The sequence below is a fragment of the Pseudoxanthomonas sp. PXM04 genome (assembly GCF_014851695.1).
In the GTDB taxonomy this organism is placed as follows: Bacteria; Pseudomonadota; Gammaproteobacteria; order Xanthomonadales; family Xanthomonadaceae; genus Pseudoxanthomonas_A; species Pseudoxanthomonas_A beigongshangi.
The window spans coordinates 33,117-50,301 of record NZ_JACVAG010000001.1; the positions used below are offsets into that span (position 1 = coordinate 33,117).

17 protein-coding genes are annotated in these 17,185 nt (G+C 67.6%); 9 read left to right on the plus strand and 8 right to left on the minus strand.

Going from position 1 to position 17,185, the window contains the following annotated elements:
* Positions 1-41 precede the first annotated feature (41 nt).
* The 6 genes from gnd to IB228_RS00240 all read left to right on the plus strand — a co-directional run bounded on the left by gnd (position 42) and on the right by IB228_RS00240 (position 4,189).
* Positions 42-944, plus strand: a complete 903-nt coding sequence (gene gnd, locus IB228_RS00215; RefSeq protein WP_183644521.1) for a phosphogluconate dehydrogenase (NAD(+)-dependent, decarboxylating) — start codon at positions 42-44, stop codon at positions 942-944.
* A 117-nt stretch (positions 945-1,061) separates the two neighbouring features.
* Complete coding sequence (locus tag IB228_RS00220; RefSeq protein WP_183644518.1) at positions 1,062-1,739, plus strand: type 1 glutamine amidotransferase domain-containing protein; 678 nt, start codon at positions 1,062-1,064, stop codon at positions 1,737-1,739.
* 72 nt (positions 1,740-1,811) lie between these two features.
* The gene (locus IB228_RS00225) at positions 1,812-2,099 is read left to right on the plus strand and encodes a DUF3247 family protein (protein WP_192197257.1); all 288 of its coding nucleotides are present in this window, start codon (positions 1,812-1,814) and stop codon (positions 2,097-2,099) included.
* Between the two features lie 14 nt (positions 2,100-2,113).
* Positions 2,114-2,308: a CPXCG motif-containing cysteine-rich protein gene (locus IB228_RS00230; RefSeq protein WP_183644513.1), complete on the plus strand. Its 195-nt coding sequence runs from the start codon at positions 2,114-2,116 to the stop codon at positions 2,306-2,308.
* Between the two features lie 67 nt (positions 2,309-2,375).
* Entirely contained in the window at positions 2,376-3,680 is a 1,305-nt protein-coding gene (locus tag IB228_RS00235) for a sorbosone dehydrogenase family protein (protein ID WP_183644510.1), read from the plus strand.
* A 71-nt stretch (positions 3,681-3,751) separates the two neighbouring features.
* On the plus strand, positions 3,752-4,189 hold the full coding sequence (locus IB228_RS00240) for a hypothetical protein (protein ID WP_183644507.1): 438 nt from the start codon (positions 3,752-3,754) through the stop codon (positions 4,187-4,189).
* Between the two features lie 278 nt (positions 4,190-4,467).
* On the opposite strand, the gene IB228_RS00245 is transcribed toward IB228_RS00240, so the two are convergent.
* A complete protein-coding gene (locus tag IB228_RS00245) occupies positions 4,468-6,312 on the minus strand; it encodes an ABC transporter ATP-binding protein (protein ID WP_183644504.1) in 1,845 nt (614 codons plus the stop codon).
* A gap of 73 nt (positions 6,313-6,385) precedes the next feature.
* Positions 6,386-6,958 (minus strand): NAD(P)H-dependent oxidoreductase, encoded by a 573-nt coding sequence (locus IB228_RS00250; RefSeq protein WP_183644501.1) that lies wholly within the window; start codon positions 6,956-6,958, stop codon positions 6,386-6,388.
* Between the two features lie 76 nt (positions 6,959-7,034).
* On the opposite strand from IB228_RS00250, the gene soxR reads away from it, so the two are divergent.
* The gene (gene soxR / locus IB228_RS00255; protein ID WP_305076303.1) at positions 7,035-7,514 is read left to right on the plus strand and encodes a redox-sensitive transcriptional activator SoxR; all 480 of its coding nucleotides are present in this window, start codon (positions 7,035-7,037) and stop codon (positions 7,512-7,514) included.
* A 349-nt stretch (positions 7,515-7,863) separates the two neighbouring features.
* On the opposite strand, the gene IB228_RS00260 is transcribed toward soxR, so the two are convergent.
* Positions 7,864-8,907: an oxidoreductase gene (locus IB228_RS00260; RefSeq protein WP_183644498.1), complete on the minus strand. Its 1,044-nt coding sequence runs from the start codon at positions 8,905-8,907 to the stop codon at positions 7,864-7,866.
* A gap of 157 nt (positions 8,908-9,064) precedes the next feature.
* Here IB228_RS00260 and IB228_RS00265 point away from each other — a divergent pair, with 157 nt between their 5' ends.
* Positions 9,065-9,439 carry a BON domain-containing protein gene (locus IB228_RS00265; RefSeq protein ID WP_183644494.1) on the plus strand — a complete coding sequence of 125 codons (375 nt, stop codon included), beginning with the start codon at positions 9,065-9,067 and terminating at the stop codon, positions 9,437-9,439.
* A gap of 135 nt (positions 9,440-9,574) precedes the next feature.
* Here the strand turns inward: IB228_RS00265 and IB228_RS00270 are convergent, their stop codons facing one another.
* Positions 9,575-9,928, minus strand: a complete 354-nt coding sequence (locus IB228_RS00270) for a helix-turn-helix transcriptional regulator (protein ID WP_343227042.1) — start codon at positions 9,926-9,928, stop codon at positions 9,575-9,577.
* 157 nt (positions 9,929-10,085) lie between these two features.
* Here IB228_RS00270 and IB228_RS00275 point away from each other — a divergent pair, with 157 nt between their 5' ends.
* Positions 10,086-10,325: a hypothetical protein gene (locus tag IB228_RS00275; protein ID WP_141454044.1), complete on the plus strand. Its 240-nt coding sequence runs from the start codon at positions 10,086-10,088 to the stop codon at positions 10,323-10,325.
* Positions 10,326-10,417: 92 nt separating this feature from the next.
* On the opposite strand, the gene IB228_RS00280 is transcribed toward IB228_RS00275, so the two are convergent.
* The 4 genes from IB228_RS00280 to IB228_RS00295 form a co-directional block, all read right to left on the minus strand.
* Positions 10,418-11,890: an efflux transporter outer membrane subunit gene (locus IB228_RS00280; protein WP_192197258.1), complete on the minus strand. Its 1,473-nt coding sequence runs from the start codon at positions 11,888-11,890 to the stop codon at positions 10,418-10,420.
* Positions 11,884-12,618: an SDR family oxidoreductase gene (locus IB228_RS00285; RefSeq protein WP_183644485.1), complete on the minus strand. Its 735-nt coding sequence runs from the start codon at positions 12,616-12,618 to the stop codon at positions 11,884-11,886. Before IB228_RS00285 ends, IB228_RS00280 begins: the two co-directional genes overlap by 7 nt.
* A gap of 55 nt (positions 12,619-12,673) precedes the next feature.
* Positions 12,674-15,844 carry a multidrug efflux RND transporter permease subunit gene (locus IB228_RS00290; protein ID WP_183644482.1) on the minus strand — a complete coding sequence of 1,057 codons (3,171 nt, stop codon included), beginning with the start codon at positions 15,842-15,844 and terminating at the stop codon, positions 12,674-12,676.
* A 116-nt stretch (positions 15,845-15,960) separates the two neighbouring features.
* Entirely contained in the window at positions 15,961-17,181 is a 1,221-nt protein-coding gene (locus IB228_RS00295; RefSeq protein ID WP_192197259.1) for an efflux RND transporter periplasmic adaptor subunit, read from the minus strand.
* Positions 17,182-17,185 lie beyond the last annotated feature (4 nt).

The window sequence follows — 17,185 nt, forward strand, 5'->3', positions numbered from 1 at the left end:
ATTTCCCCCTCCACTCACTTCCCCCGAACTCAGGAGCATTTATGGAACTGGCAATGATCGGCTTGGGCCGCATGGGCGCCAACATGGCCGAACGCCTCACCCGCGGCGGACACCGCGTGCACGGCTACGACCCCGGCGAACCCGCGCGCAAGCAGGCGGCCGAGCGCGGCATCGCCATTGCCGATTCCCTGCAGGCGGTGGTGGCCGCGCTGCCGTCGCCGCGCATTGTCTGGGTGATGGTGCCGGCGGGCGTGGTCGACGACACCCTGGATACGCTGCTGCCGCTGCTGTCGGCCGGCGACACCGTCGTCGACGGCGGCAATTCCAACTACAAGGAAACCATGCGCCGCGGCGCGCGCCTGGCCGAGGCCGGCGTGCACTACGTCGACAGCGGCACCAGCGGCGGCGTGTGGGGCCTGGCCGAAGGCTACAGCCTGATGATCGGCGGCGATAAGCAGGCGGTGGAAGCGCTGCGGCCGGTGTTCGAAACCCTCGCGCCGGCGGCCGATCGCGGCTGGGGCCATGTCGGTCCCTCCGGCGCGGGCCATTTCACCAAGATGATCCACAACGGCATCGAGTACGGAATGATGCAGGCGTTCGCGGAAGGCTTCGCCATCCTGGAGCGCAAGGAAGCCTTCGGCATCGATCTGCAGCAGGTCGCGGAAATCTGGCGCCATGGCAGCGTCGTGCGTTCCTGGCTGCTGGACCTGACCTCCGATGCACTGAAGAAGAATCCGACCCTGGCCGGCATCGCGCCGTACGTCGAGGATTCGGGCGAAGGCCGCTGGACGGTGGCCGAGGCCATCGATCTGGACGTGTCGGCACCGGTCATCACCATGTCGCTGCTGGAGCGCCTGCGTTCGCGCGAGGACGATTCCTTCGCCGACAAGCTGCTGGCGGCGATGCGCAACGAATTCGGCGGGCATCGCATCAAGCAGGGCTGATCCGGAAAGTTGACAGGGCGGTGACGGTAACGCGATCGCCACGGGATCGTTACCTGCCTTTAGCGGTTGCGCTGCTAGCGTCGCCACTTCCCCGATGTTCCCGCATGGAGCCGGATCATGAAGATCCTGATGGTGTTGACCTCGCACGATCGCCTGGGCGAAACCGGCCACAAGACCGGTTTCTGGCTGGAGGAGTTCGCCGCGCCGTACTACGTGTTCAAGGATGCGGGCGCGGAGATCGTGCTCGCCTCGCCGCGCGGCGGCCAGCCGCCGCTGGATCCGAAGAGCGACGCCGCCGACGCGCAGACGCCGGCGACGCTGCGCTTCAACAACGACACCGTCGCGATCGCCGAACTGGCGCAGACGCGGCCGCTGGCGGACGTGCTCGACGAGGACGTGGACGCGGTGTTCTATCCCGGCGGGCATGGCCCGCTGTGGGATCTGTCCGAGGATGCGGATTCGATCCGCCTGATCGAATCCCGTTTCGCCGCCGGCAAGCCGGTGGCGGCGGTCTGCCATGGACCGGCGGTGCTGCGCCACGCGCAGGGAACGCTCAGCCAGCCGCTGGTGAAGGACAAGCGGGTCACCGGCTTCACCAATGCCGAGGAAGCGGCGGTGGAGCTCACCGACATCGTGCCGTTCCTGCTGGAGGATGAGCTGAAGGCCAAGGGCGCGCGCTTCGAGGCCGCTCCGCCGTTCCAGCCGCACGTGGTGGTGGATGGCAAGCTGGTCACCGGGCAGAACCCCGCCTCGTCCGAACCGGCGGCGCGCGCGCTGCTCGAGCTGATCGCCTGACGGTCCGCCACCTTCACGGGTGCTTATCGTCGCGGCGCTAGAGTGGAATCGTCCCTCCCTGGAGCGGCGGCCATGATCGAAGTTCCGCAGACGCTGTACACGCGGCAGGCCGACATCGAACGGCTCGAGGCGATGGTGCGGGCGCTGCCCGACGAGGCGGTGGTGGAACTGCGCCTCACCGATGGCGGCACGCTGACCGGCACCGTCTCCACCCGCCCGAGCGTGCAGGTGTTCCGCGACGCCGACGGCGTGGAAGGCTTCAACGCGGTGGTCCGCCTGGACGACCAGCGCGATCCCGCACGCGCGCACTATCTGTGGATGGATAGCATCCGCGAGATCGTGCAGCTCGGTTCCGCCTGAGCCGGCATCGACCCATGCCGCAACTGCCTTCCGCCGATATCGACTGCCCTTACTGCGGTGAAGCGATCACGCTGTTCGTCGACGATACGGCCGGGGATCAGGACTATGTCGAGGATTGCCAGGTCTGCTGCCGGCCCATCGAAATCCGTGTGCGGATGGACGAGGACGGCGTGCCGGCGGTGTCGGTGCAACGCCAGGACGACGCCTGAGCTGGTCTTGACACGGCGTTCGCCCTCGGAGGGCCAGCATGAATCGTCCTTCTCGAGGAGCGCGGCCATGGGCATGCGGAAGATCCTGGGAGGAGGGCTGGCGCTGCTGATCACCGCATGCGCCCCCTCCGTTGCGCAACAGGCCAGCGAAACCGGGCCGCGGCCGGAACTGCCGGCTCCGCAGAAGCGCTGGATTCCCACGGTCAACATTGCTCCCGCGGTCGGCTGGCCGGAGGGCGCGGCGCCAACCGCCGCCGAAGGACTGGCGGTGCAGGCGTTCGCCCGCGATCTGGATCATCCGCGCTGGTTGTACGTGCTGCCGAATGGCGACGTGCTGGTGGCGGAAACCAACGCGCCACCCAAGCCCGGCGAGAAGGGGGGACTGCGCAGTTGGTTCATGAAGCGCACGATGGCCAAGGCCGGGGCCGGCGTACCCAGCGCCAACCGGATCACCTTGTTGCGCGACGCGGACGGGGATGGCGTCGCCGAGACCCGCCACGTGTTGCTGTCGGATCTGTTCTCGCCGTTCGGCATGGCGCTGGTCGGCGACCAGCTCTACATCGCCAACGCCGACGCGGTGGTGCGGGTGCCGTACCGCGCCGGCCAGACCCGCATCGACGCCACGCCGGTGAAGCTCGCCGATCTGCCCGGCGGGCCGATCAACCACCACTGGACCAAGAGCCTGCTGGCCAGCGCCGACGGACGCCGGCTGTACGTCGGCGTGGGCTCCAACAGCAACATCGGCGAGAACGGGATGGCGCACGAGACCGACCGCGCCGCGGTGCTGGAAATCGACATCGCCAGCGGCCAGCGGCGCGTGTATGCCTCTGGCCTTCGCAATCCGGTCGGACTGGCATGGGAACCGGTCACCGGCGCGCTGTGGACGGTGGTGAACGAGCGCGACGAAATTGGCGATCAACTGGTGCCGGACTACCTGACCCGCGTGCGCGAGGGCGCTTTCTACGGCTGGCCCTACAGTTATTACGGCGCGCACGTGGACGCGCGGGTGCAGCCGCAGGATCCCGCGCGGGTCGCGCGCGCCATCGCCCCGGACTATGCGCTGGGCGCGCACGTGGCGGCGCTGGGATTGGCCTTCGCGCGCGGCGAACCGATGCCGGCGCGTTTCCGCGAAGGCGCGTTCATCGGCCTGCACGGCTCCTGGAACCGCTCCGAACCGGCGGGCTACAAGGTGGTGTTCGTGCCGTTCGCGCAGGGCCAGCCGACGGGATCGCCGATCGACGTGCTCACCGGCTTCCTCGATGCCGAAGGCAACGCGCGCGGTCGGCCGGTCGGCGTGGCGTTCGACCGCGGCGGCGCGTTGCTGGTGGCGGACGATGTGGGAAATGTTGTCTGGAGGCTCGCCCCGCGTTGAGGACGTAAGCGCAATGACAGTCCGCCGGGCGTATGCTCGCGCCGTCCGACAACCTGGGGAGGGAAGGGCATATGAACGGCACGATGGAGATTCCGCGTTCCAAGGGGTTCTGGCTGGTCGCCGTCCTCGCGCTGATCTGGAACCTGATCGGCGTGGCGATGTTCTGGATGCAGGTGAACATGAGCGCCGAAGCGCTGGCAGCGATGACCGAGCAGCAGCGCCAGGTCTACGAGGCGACGCCGATGTGGCTCAACGTGGCCTTCGCGATCGCGGTGTTCGGCGGCGTATTGGGTGCAATCGGCATGCTGATGGGGAAACGCTGGGCGGTGACGATGTTCTTCGTCTCCCTGCTCGCGCTGCTGGTGCAGATGATCGGCGCCTACCTGGTGACGCCGGCCTGGGATGCCTACGGCGTGGCGGGGCTGGTGATGCCGGCGGTGTTGATCGTCATCGCCCTGCTGTTCTGGCGCTACGCGCAGAAGTGCGTGGTGCGCGGATGGCTGGTGTAGGGAAGAGCAAATCCCCCTCACCTCAAGCGCTTCTCAACCGCCGAATGGCGGGCCAAGCGGGAGGCAAAAAACCGGAGCTCGCAATTGCCCCCTTTGAAAAAGGGGGCGGGCACCTGCGTAAGCAGGTGACGGGGGATTTGCTCTTGGCGCCAAAAGCAAATCCCCCTCAATCCCCCTTTTTCAAAGGGGGAGGCAAGAGCAGCATTTCCCGATTCCCGATTCCCGATTCCCGATTCCCGATTCCCGATTCCCGAATCCCGAATCCCGAATCCCCGCCGTCACCCCACCTCCGCCACATCCAATCCGATAAAACCACCGGACTGCCGACGCCACAGCGCCGCATACAGGCCGTCGCGCTGCAGCAGTTCGTCGTGGCTACCGGTTTCGATGATGCGGCCCTGGTCCATCACCACCAGGCGATCGAGCACGGCGATGGTGGACAGGCGGTGGGCGATGGCGATGACGGTCTTGCCTTCCATCAGCGCGTAGAGCTGTTCCTGGATCGCGGCCTCGACTTCCGAGTCCAGCGCCGAGGTTGCTTCGTCCAGCACCAGGATCGGGGCGTCCTTCAGCAGCACGCGCGCGATCGCCACGCGCTGGCGCTGGCCGCCGGACAGCTTCACGCCGCGCTCGCCGACATGGGTGTCGTAGCCGCTGCGGCCCTTGGCGTCGGTCAGGGTGCGGATGAACTCATCCGCGTGCGCGCGCCGGGAGGCTTCGACGATCTGCGCCTCGTCCGCGTCCGGCCGTCCGTAGCGGATGTTGTCGCGGATGGAACGGTGCAGCAGCGAGGTGTCCTGGGTGACCATGCCGATGTTGCGGCGCAGGGACTCCTGGCGGACCCGGGCGATGTCCTGCCCGTCGATCAGGATGCGCCCGCCCTCCAGGTCGTAGAAGCGCAGCAGCAGGTTGACCAGGGTCGATTTGCCGGCACCGGAGCGGCCGACGATGCCGACCTTTTCGCCCGGACGGATGACCAGCGACAGATCCTCGATGACCTTGGAGGTGCGGCCATATTGGAACTGCAGGTGCTCGAAGCGGATCTCGCCGCGGCTGACCTCCAGGTCGCGCGCGCCGTCGCCGTCGGTGATCGCCAGCGGCTGGGCGATGGTGTTCATGCCGTCCTCGACCGTGCCGATGTTCTCGAACAGGCTGGCGACTTCCCACAGGATCCAGTCCGACATCGAGCGGATGCGCATCACCAGGGCGATCGCGACCGCAATCGCGCCCAGCGAGATCGAACCCTGCAGCCACGCCATCACCGCCAGTCCGCCCACGCCGGCCAGCAGCAGCGCGTTGATGCTGTGCAGGCTGACGGTCAGCTGGGTGACCAGCCGCATCTGCCGGTGCACGGTGACCATGAACTCGTCCATCGCGTCGCGTGCGTAGTCCTGCTCGCGCATGGTGTGGGCGAACAGCTTGATGGTCTGGATGTTGGTGTAGCTGTCCACGATCCGGCCGGTCATCTGCGCGCGCGCGTCGGACTGGGCCATCGACACCCGCTGCAGGCGCGGGACGAACCAGAACAGGATGACCAGGTAGCCGACCAGCCACAGCGCCAGCGGCAGGATCAGGCGCAGGTCCGCGCGCCCGACCAGGATCACCGTGCCGACGAAATAGACGGCGACGTAGACGAACACGTCCATCAGCTTCATCACCGTCTCGCGGATCGCCAGCGCGGTCTGCATGACCTTCTGCGAGATGCGGCCGGCGAACTCGTCCTGGAAGAACGACACGCTCTGCCGCAGCAGGTAGCGGTGCGACAGCCAGCGCGCGATCATCGGGTAGTTGCCGAAGATGGTCTGGTGGATCACCAGCGACTGCACCAGCACCAGCAGCGGGTACACCACCACCACCAGCGTGCCCATCCACAGCAGGGTCGAACCGTGGGTGGACAGGAAGCTGGCGCGATCGGCGCTGCCGAGCCAGTCGACCAGATCGCCCATGAAATCGAAGAACAGGATTTCCAGCGCGGAGATGGCACCGGTCAGGACCGACATCAGCAGCAGCCACGGCAGCAGCGGCCGCGAGTAATGCAGCAGGAACGCGAACAGCTTGCGCGGCGGCGTGGCGGGTTCGCCGGCGGGATAGGGATCAATCCGCTTTTCGAAGAATCGGAACATCGGTCGGGTCTTCCATGTGCACGCGGCACGTCAGGGGGAATGCCGCCCCGCCATCTCCGGCGGCGGTGGGCCGTCATCGCGCGGGATAGGGCCAGGCCGCGCGCGCCTGGCGCAGGGCATGGCCCATCCAGGCCAACTGGTCGAGCATGGTGGAGGCGGCCTGCGCGCTGGCCGCCGCGTCGCGCGGCTGCCCATCGGCGCCGAAACGGTCCCACGCCATCGGGAACAGTACCGAATTGCGCACCGCGCAGGCGTGCAGTCCGGAGAACACCTGGCGCAGTTGCTCCACCGCGCGCGAACCGCCGCTGACGCCGCCATACGCGACGAACGCCACCGGCTTGGCCTGCCAATGCTCCTGGACCGAATCGATCAGGAACTTCAGCGCCGCGGGATAGCCGTAATTGTACTCCGGCACCACCAGCAGGAAGGCATCGGCGCGCCAGATCCGCTGCTGCAGGTTGACCAGATCGGCGGAGGGCGTCATGCCGTGCCGACGCGGCAGGTCCATCAGGGCGGGGTCGACCACGTCCACCGCGTAGTCGCGGCGCTGGTCTATCTGGCCGCGGATCCAGTTGGCGACCACGTCGCAGAAGCGGCCTTCACGGTTGCTGCCATAGATCAGGGCCAGGTCGAGGGGAGGAGTCATGACGCATCAAGGACTTGCAGGGAGAGGCTGCACAGGGTAAAACCTCAATCAATATTGAGGTCAAGCGAGTGTGGCCATGTCCGCGCAAGCCAAACCGGAAACGGCGAAGAAAAAGGCGAACGTCTGCATGGAATTGACCGTGGGCGAAGTGGCGGCGAGAGCGGGGGTGGCGGTCTCCACCCTGCATTTCTATGAAAGCAAGGGCCTGATACACAGCTGGCGCAATGCCGGCAACCAGCGCCGCTACCCGCGCGAGGTGCTGCGGCGGGTCGCGATCATCAAGGTGGCGCAGCGCACCGGCATTCCGCTCGCCGAGATCCGCGAGGCCCTGTCTTCGCTGCCGGAAGGGCGCACGCCCACCGCCGCCGACTGGCGCAAGCTTTCCGCGCGCTGGCAGGCGGATCTGGACGACCGCATCGAGCGGCTCACCCGCCTGCGCGATCACATGGACAGCTGCATCGGCTGCGGCTGCCTGTCGCTGAAGGTCTGCCCGCTGCGCAACCCGCTGGATGAACTGGCGGACGAAGGCCCCGGCCCCCGCCTGCTCGACCCATGACGTAGAGCCGAGCTCGCTCGGCTCCGGGGCGTCCGGAGAATAGAGAAACCTCCCCGCGCGCGGCACCAGCGGAGCAAGCTCCGCTCTACACGTAGAGCCGAGCTTGCTCGGCTCCGAGGCATCCGGAGAAAAGAGAAACCTCCCGTGCGCGGCACCAGCGGAGCAAGCTCCGCTCTACACGTAGAGCCGAGCTTGCTCGGCTTCGAGGTGCCCGGAGAAAAGAGAAACCTCCCGCGCGGCACCAGCGGAGCAAGCTCCGCTCTACACGTAGAGCCGAGCTTGCTCGGCTCCGAGATGTCCGGCGAAAAAGAAACCTCCCGCGCGCGGCACCTGCGGAGCAAGCTCCGCTCTACGCGTAGGGGATTTCGCGGCGTTCGTCGGCGCTGCGGATGCCCAGTTCGATCAGCCGCATCACCGCCAGCGCTTCCTCCGGGGTGACCGGCAGCGGCGCGCCGTCGACGATCGCCGCGCGCATCGCCGCGTAGTAGTGCCGGTAGTCGCCGGGCAGGCTGTCGACCGTATGCGTGGTCGGTACGCCGTCCTCGCCGGCCAGGACCAATTCGCCCGGGCGGGGATCCGCGCCCCAGCCGGTGTCGCCGGGCAGGCCGCCGGCGCGCAGCCGATCTTCCTGCGCGTCCAGTCCGTGCTTGAGGTAGCTGCCGCGATCCCCGTGCACGGCGTAGCGCAGGCCGTTGCCGGGCACCAGCGAACCCGCGTGCAGGTGCACCCGCACGCGCGGGTAGCGCAACTGGACGTGGAAGTAGTCCGGCGCGCGCGCGCCATGGCGCTGCTTCGCCAGATCCGCCTGCACCGCCAGCGGCGTGCCGAACAACTGCAGCGCCTGATCGGCCAGGTGCGGGCCCAGGTCGTACCACAGACCCGCACCGGGCACGTCGCTTTCGCGCCAGCGCTGCGCGACCTGCGGGCGATGGCGATCGAAATGGGAGTGGAACTCCGCCACCTCGCCGAGCACGCCATCGGCCAGCAATTGGCGCACGGTCAGGAAATCCGCATCCCAGCGCCGGTTCTGGAACACGCTGACAAGCCGATCGCTGGCACGCGCCTGTGCGATCACCCGCTCGGCTTCCGCCAGCGACAGGGTGAACGGCTTGTCCACCACCACGTGCTTGCCTTGCGCGAGCGCGGCGATGGCCAGCGGCGCGTGGGTGTCGTTGGGCGTGGCGATCACCACGACGTCGATCGCCGGATCCGCGAATGCCTCCGCCGGATCGGCCACCACCCGCGCATGCGGCAGGTCCGCATGCACCTTGCCGGCATCGCGCGACACCACGGTGTGCAGGATCCAGCCGGGCGTGCGGCCCAGCAGCGGCGCGTGGAACACCTTGCCGACGAAGCCATAACCGAGCAGGGCGACATTGAGGGAGGTGGTCATGCGCGGGTTCTCCGGACTCATCGTGCCGCGATCTTAACGTCTGCATGGCGCAACTGAATGGCGCACCTGCCGGAAGCGGCGCAAACCGCCGCTCTTCACGCCTGCTGTACGCCGGCGTGGGAAGACTGGCCACGGTTTCCGCAAAACAGGAGGAACCATGAACAGGTCAACTCCCCGTGTTTTCCGTCCGTTGCTGGCCGTGGCCTGCGCCACCGGCCTGTCGCTGATCTGCGCCGGCGCGCTCGCGCAGCAGCAGACCGAACCGGAAGAGCAGCGCGCGCAGTCCGCCTCGCAGGGCGATTCGAGCCAGCCGGTCAACGACACCTGGATCACCACCAAGGTGAAGACCGAACTGCTGGCCGCCGAGGACGTCTCCGGCCTCGACATCAAGGTCGAGACCACCAATGGCGTGGTCAAGCTCTCGGGCCGGGTCGACAACCAGGCCCAGGTCGACAAGGCCGTATCGGTGGCGCGTGGCGTCAAGGGCGTCGGCAAGGTCGACAGCAGCGGCCTGAGCGTCGGCGCGAAGTAACCGGAAACGACAAACGACATCAACGTGTGTGGCACGAAGCGGGCGCATCCCAACGCAGGATGCGCCCGTTTCTCTTTCCGCCGGCAATCGCATCCATCCCCATCGGCGGGCGCACGCCGATGCACGGATGCGCGATCACTCCTGCAACAGATCCAGCAGCGCCTGGCGCTTGCGTGGACTCAGCCGGCCCAACAGCTTCAACAGGCGGCGCTGTTCGCTGGCGAGCCGGTAATCCGCGCGCGATTCGGCGACGTGGCCGCGGCGCGGCTGCTGGCCTTCGCCGGTTTCCAGCCAGTACGCATCCACGCCGAGTACGTGGGCGAGCGAACCGATCTTCGAAGTGCTCTTGCTGACACCGCGTTCCAGCGCGGAATAACTCGGCTGGGTGATGCCGACCGCCTGTGCGATCTGTTCCTGTGACATGCCGATCGCGGCACGCGCTTGTGTGAGTCGCTGAGCGAGAGTGGGGCCTGACTTGACCATGCGCATACGCTAACGGTCGCGCCCGTCGGCAGGCAAACAGGCTTGCCTATCACGGGTGCATATGCAAGGCTCTCTAACCATCGTGATGTGCGTTTTTATAGTGTGGTTTTTCACGTTTTTCATCCGCGCGCACGATGCAAGGATCGCTGACAGGAGGACGACGATGCAGGCACGCGGAACGCCGGACGAAGATCCCGGTTACCACCTTCCGGAAGAAGCGCAACTGCAATTGCAGCAAGTGCGTGATCAACTGGAAATGATGGCGGCGCTGGTGATGCCGGCACATCGCCGCGACGATGCCGACGACGCGATCCGGCTCAAGCCTTCCGCGCTGGCCCGCTGCTTTCGCCAACTGGCCGACGAGATGACCCGCGCGCTCGGTACCACCCGCTGGCATGGCTGAAATAAGCGGGGCCGGGTCCACCCGACCCGGCCCCACGCCTTCCTTGGCGTCATCGGCTCCGCCGATAGCCTGTCCTGTACTTCTACTTCACTTCAGCGCTGCACCAGCGTCGTGTCGCTTTCGCCACGCGGCGCGGGATCACCGATCTCGCGCTTGACGCTGGCCAGCGCCGGATCCACGTCCGGTTCGCCCCAGCCGCCCAGCGACTTGTAGACCGCGACCACGCCGACGTTGACGCCGGCCTCGGCCTGCGCGAGCGCGTCGTCGGCGGCCAGTTGCGTGCGCTGTGCATCGAGCAGGGTGAGGAAGTCCGACGCGCCGGTCCGGTAGCGGGCCTCCGCCAGATCGGCGGCACGGCGGGCCGCGGTGGCCTGCTCGTTGACCCGCAGCAACTGGGTCTGCCGCTTGGCGTAACCCAGCAACGCGTTCTCGGTGTCTTCCAGCGCGCCCAGCACGGCCTTCTCGTACTCGGCCACCGCGCCGTCGTTCTGCGCCTGCACCGCGCGCAGGCGCGCACGCACGCTGCCCAGATCGAACGCCGCCCAGCTGATCGACGGCGTCACCGACCAGGCCTTGTTGTCGCCGTTGATCAGCCCGCTGAAATCACCGGCGAGGAAGCCGACGAAACCGCGGATGCTCACCCGCGGAAACAGATCCGCGGTGGCGACGCCGACCCGCGCGGTGGCGGCGGCGAGCCGACGCTCGGCCGCGCGCACGTCCGGACGCTGGCGCAGCAGGCTGCCGGTGTCGCCAATCGGCAGCACCTTCACCAGCGCCGGTGTTTCGCGCGGCGCCAGCACCGCGTCGAGCGTGCCCGGCCGGCGGCCGGTCAGCACTTCGATGCGATGGCGCGATTGCGCCTCGGCGGTTTCCAGCACCGGCAGGGTCGCCTCGATGGCCTTCATCCGCGCCAGGCTGCTCTGCACTTCCAGTTCGGTGCCCGCGCCGAGCTCCCAGCGCGACTCGGTCAGGCGCTGGGTCTCACCGAGATTGCCCAGGGTCTTGCGGGCCACGTCCAGGCGTTTCTGCGCGCCGCGCAGTTCGAAGTAGTTGCGCGCCACTTCCGCCGCCACGCTGACCTGCATCGCGGTCATGTCGTTGCGCTGGGCCTGCAGGTCCGCATGCGCGGCCTCGGCCGAACGGCGCAGCCGGCCGAACAGATCCAGTTCCCAGGCGGCGTCGAAACCGACGCTGTCGGTTTCGGTTTCCACCCGGCCCTGATCGGCCACCGGCTGCTTGCTGCGGGTCTGCTCCACGCCCAACTGCACGTGCGGGGCGAGATCCAGCCGACGCTCGCTGAACACCGCGCGCGCCTCCTGGACCCGGGCAGCGGCGATCCAAAGATCGGGATTGGCGGCGAGCGCGTCGGCGATCAGCTGGTCGAGGGTGGGATCCTCGAACTGCGACCACCAGTTGGCGACCGGCCGGGTGTCGTTGAACGCGGTCTCGCTGGCGCTGGGCAGCGTGGCCGGCGCCAGTTCCGGCGCACGGTAGTCCGGGCCGACGGTGGCGCAGGCGGCCAGCAGCGCGGAGGCGATGCCGACGACGAGGGAACGGATCACCATGGCAGCACCTCTCCCTGGTAGAAGAAGCCGCCCTGCGGACCGTTGTCGTCGATCAGCGCCAGGGCGACGCTGGTGCGGGCGCCGTCGGCGATTTCCAGTTCGCCTTCGCCGGCGTTCATGTCGGTCTTCACGTAGCCGGGATGGATGGTGTTGACCTTGATCCGGCTGTCGCGCAGTTCGTAGGCCAACTGCACCGTCCACGCGTTCACCGCGCTCTTGGAGACGTTGTAGGCCGGCACCTTGAAGTCATAGATGGGCGAGGACGGATCCGCGTTCAGCGCCACCGAGCCCAGGATGCTGGACACGTTGACGATGCGGCCGGACGAGGACTTGTGCAGCAGCGGCAGGAACGCCTGGGTCACCGCGATCAGGCCGAACACGTTGGTGTCGAAGGTCTTGCGCCAGGTCGCGGCGGTCTGCTCGGAGACCTTCTTGCCCATTTCGTCGACCAGGATGCCGGCGTTGTTGACCAGGATGTCGAGGCGGCCGTGGCGCGCCTCGACGGTGCCGACGGCCCCGGCGATGCTGGCATCGTCGGTGACGTCCAGCGTGATCGCTTCCACCGGCAGGCCTTCGGCCTGCAGCTTGAGCGCGGCCTCGACCGCCTTGGCACGATCGCGGCCGGCCAGCAGCGTGTGCACGCCGGCCTCGGCCAGTTGCCGCACGGTGTGCAGGCCGATGCCGCGGGTGGCGCCGGTGACGAGGGCGATGCGGGATGTGTCTTGCATGGGATTCTCCAGGGAGTGGGGGAGGGAGAAACGAACCAAAGGACGAAAGGGATGCTTACGGGTGTGCTTCACCGGTCGCGTGCGCCGGGGCGTGCGAGACCAGCGGGCGATGCGCGAGCTTGCGCAGCGCCACGTAGAACACCGGGGTCAGGAACAGGCCGAACAGGGTCACGCCCAGCATGCCGGCGAACACGGTGATGCCGGTGACCGAGCGGACTTCCGCGCCGGCGCCGGTCGACAGCACCAGCGGCACGGTACCGGCGATGAACGCCACCGAGGTCATGACGATGGGACGCAGGCGCAGGCGGCAGGCTTCCAGCGCCGACTCGACGATGCTCTTGCCTTGCAGTTCCAGCTCGCGGGCGAACTCGACGATCAGGATCGCGTTCTTGCACGCCAGGCCCATCAGCACCACCAGGCCCACCTGCACGAACACGTTGTTGTCGCCGTTGGTCAGCCACACGCCCAGCAGCGCCGACAGCAGCGTCATCGGCACGATCAGGATCACCGCCAGCGGCAGGGTCCAGCTTTCGTACAGCGCCGCCAGCACCAGGAAGGCCAGCATCACCGCCAGCGGGAACACCACCAGCGCGGCCTTGCCCTGGGTCGCCTGCTGGTAGCTCAGGTCGCTCCAGTCGATGCCCATGCCGGTCGGCAGGACCTTCTCGGCCAGCTCGGTGACCTTGGCCATCGCCTCACCGGACGACAGCACGCGCGGATCGGCTTCACCCAGCAGGTCGGCGGCCGGATAGCCGTTGAAGCGGATCACCGGATCCGGACCGTAGGTCTGCTTGATGTTGACCATGCTGCCGACCGGCACCATCTCGCCGTTGGCGTTGCGGGTGCGCAGGTTGGCGATGTCCTCGACGTTGTCGCGGAACTGGCCGTCGGCCTGGGCGATGACCTGCCAGGTGCGGCCGAACATGTTGAAGTCGTTGACGTAGGCCGAACCCAGGTAGGTCTGCAGGGTGTCGAACAACTCGGTCAGCGGCACGCCCTGCGCCTTGGCCTTGACGCGATCGACCTCGGCGTCCAGCTGCGGCACGTTGGCCTGGTAGCTGCTGATCGGGAAGCCCATGCCCGGCGTCTGCGACGCCGCGCCCTGGAACGCCTGCACCGCATTCTGCAGCTCGCCATAACCCAGGCGGGTGCGGTCCTCGATGAACAGCGACCAGCCCGAACCGTTGCCCAGGCCCTGGATGGGCGGCGGCATCAGCGCGAAGGTGAAGCCTTCCTGGATGGTGGAGAACTTCTGGTTCAGCTCGGCGGTGATCTGCTCGGCGCTGTTCTTGCGGTCACCGAACGGCTTGAGGTTGAAGAACACCACGCCGCTGTTGGGGGTATTGGTGAACTGCAGCGGGTTCAGGCCGGGGAACGCGATCTCGTCCTGCACGCCTTCCACTTCCATCGCCATCTTGGCCATCTTCTTCAGCACCGCATCGGTGCGTTCGATCGAGGCGCCTTCCGGCATCTTCACGCCGGCGATGATGTACAGCTTGTCCTGCAGCGGGATGAAGCCCGCCGGCACGGCCTTGAACATCACGCCCGCGCCCAGCAGCAGCAGCGCGTACACCGCGAACACCGCGCCGCGACGGCCCAACGCGCGCGAGACCGCGCCCTCATAGCGCTCGGAGCTGCGCTTGAAGAACCGGTTGAACGGGCGGAACAGCCAGCCGAACAGGCGGTCGATGATGCGCGCCGGGGCGTCCTTGGGCGCGCCGTGCGGCTTCAGCAGCTTGGCGGCCAGCGCCGGCGACAGGGTCAGCGAGTTGATCGCGGAGATCACCGTGGAGATGGCGATGGTGACCGCGAACTGCTTGTAGAACTGGCCGGTCACGCCGGTCAGGAACGCCATCGGCACGAACACCGCGCACAGCACAAGCGCGATCGCGATGATCGGGCCTGACACTTCCTTCATCGCCAGGTGCGCCGCTTCCAGCGGGGTGGCGCCTTCCTCGATGTGGCGTTCGACGTTCTCCACCACCACGATGGCGTCGTCGACCACGATGCCGATCGCCAGCACCAGTCCGAACAGGGTCAGGGTGTTGATGGAATAGCCCAGCAGGTACAGCACCGCGAAGGTACCGACCACCGACACCGGCACCGCCAGCAGCGGGATGATCGAGGCGCGCCAGGTCTGCAGGAACAGGATCACCACCAGCACCACCAGCAGGGTGGCTTCCAGCAGCGTCGTGATCACCGACTTGATCGAATCGCGCACGAACACCGTGGTGTCGTACACCGAGGTGATTTCCACGCCCGGCGGCAGCTTCTTGCGGATTTCCGCCATCTTGGCGACGACCGCGTCGCGGATTTCCAGCGCGTTGGCGCCGGGTGCCTGGAAGATGCCCAGCGCGGCGGCGTTCATGCCGTTCAGGCGGGCGCGCAGGGTGTAGTCGCCGGCGGCCAGTTCGATCCGGGCCACGTCCGACAGGCGCACGATTTCGCCCTCGCTGCCGCTCTTGAGCACGATGTCGCCGAATTCCTCGGCGCTTTCCAGGCGGCCCTTGGCGTTGATCGGCAGCAGGAAGTCGCTGCCGTTGGGCATCGGCTCGGCGCCGAGCTGGCCGGCCGAGACCTGCACGTTCTGCTCGCGCACCGAGCGCAGCACGTCGCTGGCGGTCAGGCCGCGCGCGGCGACCTTGTCCGGATCCAGCCAGATGCGCATCGCGTAGTCGCCGCCACCGAAGGCCTGGGCATCGCCCACGCCGGTGATGCGCGCCATCTCGTCCTTGACGTGCAGGCGCATGTAGTTGCGCAGGTACAGCGAGTCGTACTTGCCGTCCTTGGAGACCAGATGGACGACCATCAGGAACACGGGGGACTGCTTCTGCGTGGTCACGCCCTGGCGGCGCACGTCCTCGGGCAGGCGCGCCTGCGCCTGGGCGACGCGGTTCTGCACGCGCACCGCGGCCTCGTCCGGATCGGTGCCCGGCTTGAAGGTCACGGTCAGCTGCAGCACGCCGTCGGAACCGGCGACGGACTTGATGTACATCATGTCCTCGACGCCGTTGATGGCTTCTTCCAGCGGCGTGGCGACGGTTTCGGCGATGACCTTGGGATTGGCGCCGGGATAGACCGTGCGCACGACCACCGAGGGCGGCACCACTTCGGGGTATTCGCCGATCGGCAGCATCGGGATCGAGATCAGGCCGGCGGCGAAGATCACGATCGACAACACCGCGGCGAAGATCGGCCGGTCGATGAAGAACTTTGAGAAGTCCATGGGTGGATTTCCTGGAAAATGGGAAAGCAGAGGACTCGCCCCTCCCACGACGTGGGGGAGGTGGGGAGGGACGGCTCAGTCAATGCGTTGCCCGCCTCCGGCGGGCGCGGCGGGGCTTACTTCATGGCGACGGCGTCGCGCGCGGGGGCCTTGTCTTCCGGCTTGGCATCCATCGCGACCACCTTGGCGTTCACCGGCATGCCGGGGAAGAACACCTTCTGCACGCCGCTGATGATCACGCGGTCACCGGCGACCAGGCCCTGTTCGACGATCCGCAGGCCCTGCACCATCCGGCCCAGCTTGACGTCGCGGCGCTGCGCCTTGCCTTCCTTGTCGACCACGTAGACGTAGCGGCGGTCCTGATCGGTGAGCACGGCCTTGTCGTCGATCAGCGCGGCCTTGAATTCGCCGCTGCCCAGCAGGCGCACGCGGGCGTACAGCCCCGGCGTGAACAGGCGATCCTTGTTGTCCAGCACCGCGCGGGCGCGGATGGTGCCGGTGCTGCGATCGACCTGGTTGTCGAGGAAATCGACCGTGCCGTTGTAGGGGAAGCCCTGGTCGTCAGCCAGCGCGACCTGCACCGGCACCTTGCCGTCGCGTTCGCTCGGGCGTTCACCCTTGCGGGCCATCTCGGCGTAACGCAGGAACGCGCGCTCGTCGGCGTCGAAGTGCACGTGCACCTTGTCCAGCGACACCAGCGTGGTCAGCACGCTGGCGCTGTCGCCGGCGGTGACCAGGTTGCCGGCGGTCACCAGCGCGCGCCCGGCGCGGCCGTCGATCGGCGCGCGCACCTGGGTCCATTCCAGGTTGAGGCGGGCCGAGTCCACCGCGGCCTGGGCGGCGGCGACGTTCGCCTGCGCCTGGGCGGCGGCGGAACGGCGCTGCTCGTATTCCTCGGTGGAGATGGCCTGCAGCTCGGACAGCTTGCGCGCACGCTCGGCCTCGCTGCGGCCCAGTTCGGCCTGGGTGCGGGCACGCGCCAGTTCGGCCTGCGCGCGCGCCAGTTCGGCGCGGTAGCTGCGCGCGTCGATGGTGAAGAGGACTTCGCCCTTCTTCACTTCCTGGCCTTCGGTGTAGTTGACGCGATCGATGTAGCCGGACACGCGCGGACGCAGTTCGACGTTCTCGATGGCCTCGATGCGGCCGCTGAATTCGTCCCACTGGCTGACCGGCTTGATCAGCACCGGGGCGACGCTGACCGAAGGCGGCGGCGGGGCGCCGGTTTCGCTGGCCTGGCCGCCGCTGCAGCCGGCCAGGATGGCCAGCGACAGCACGCTGGCCGCGCCCAGGGCAAGGAATCGTCGCGTACGCGGAGCGATGTCGATGTACTTGTTCATGGAA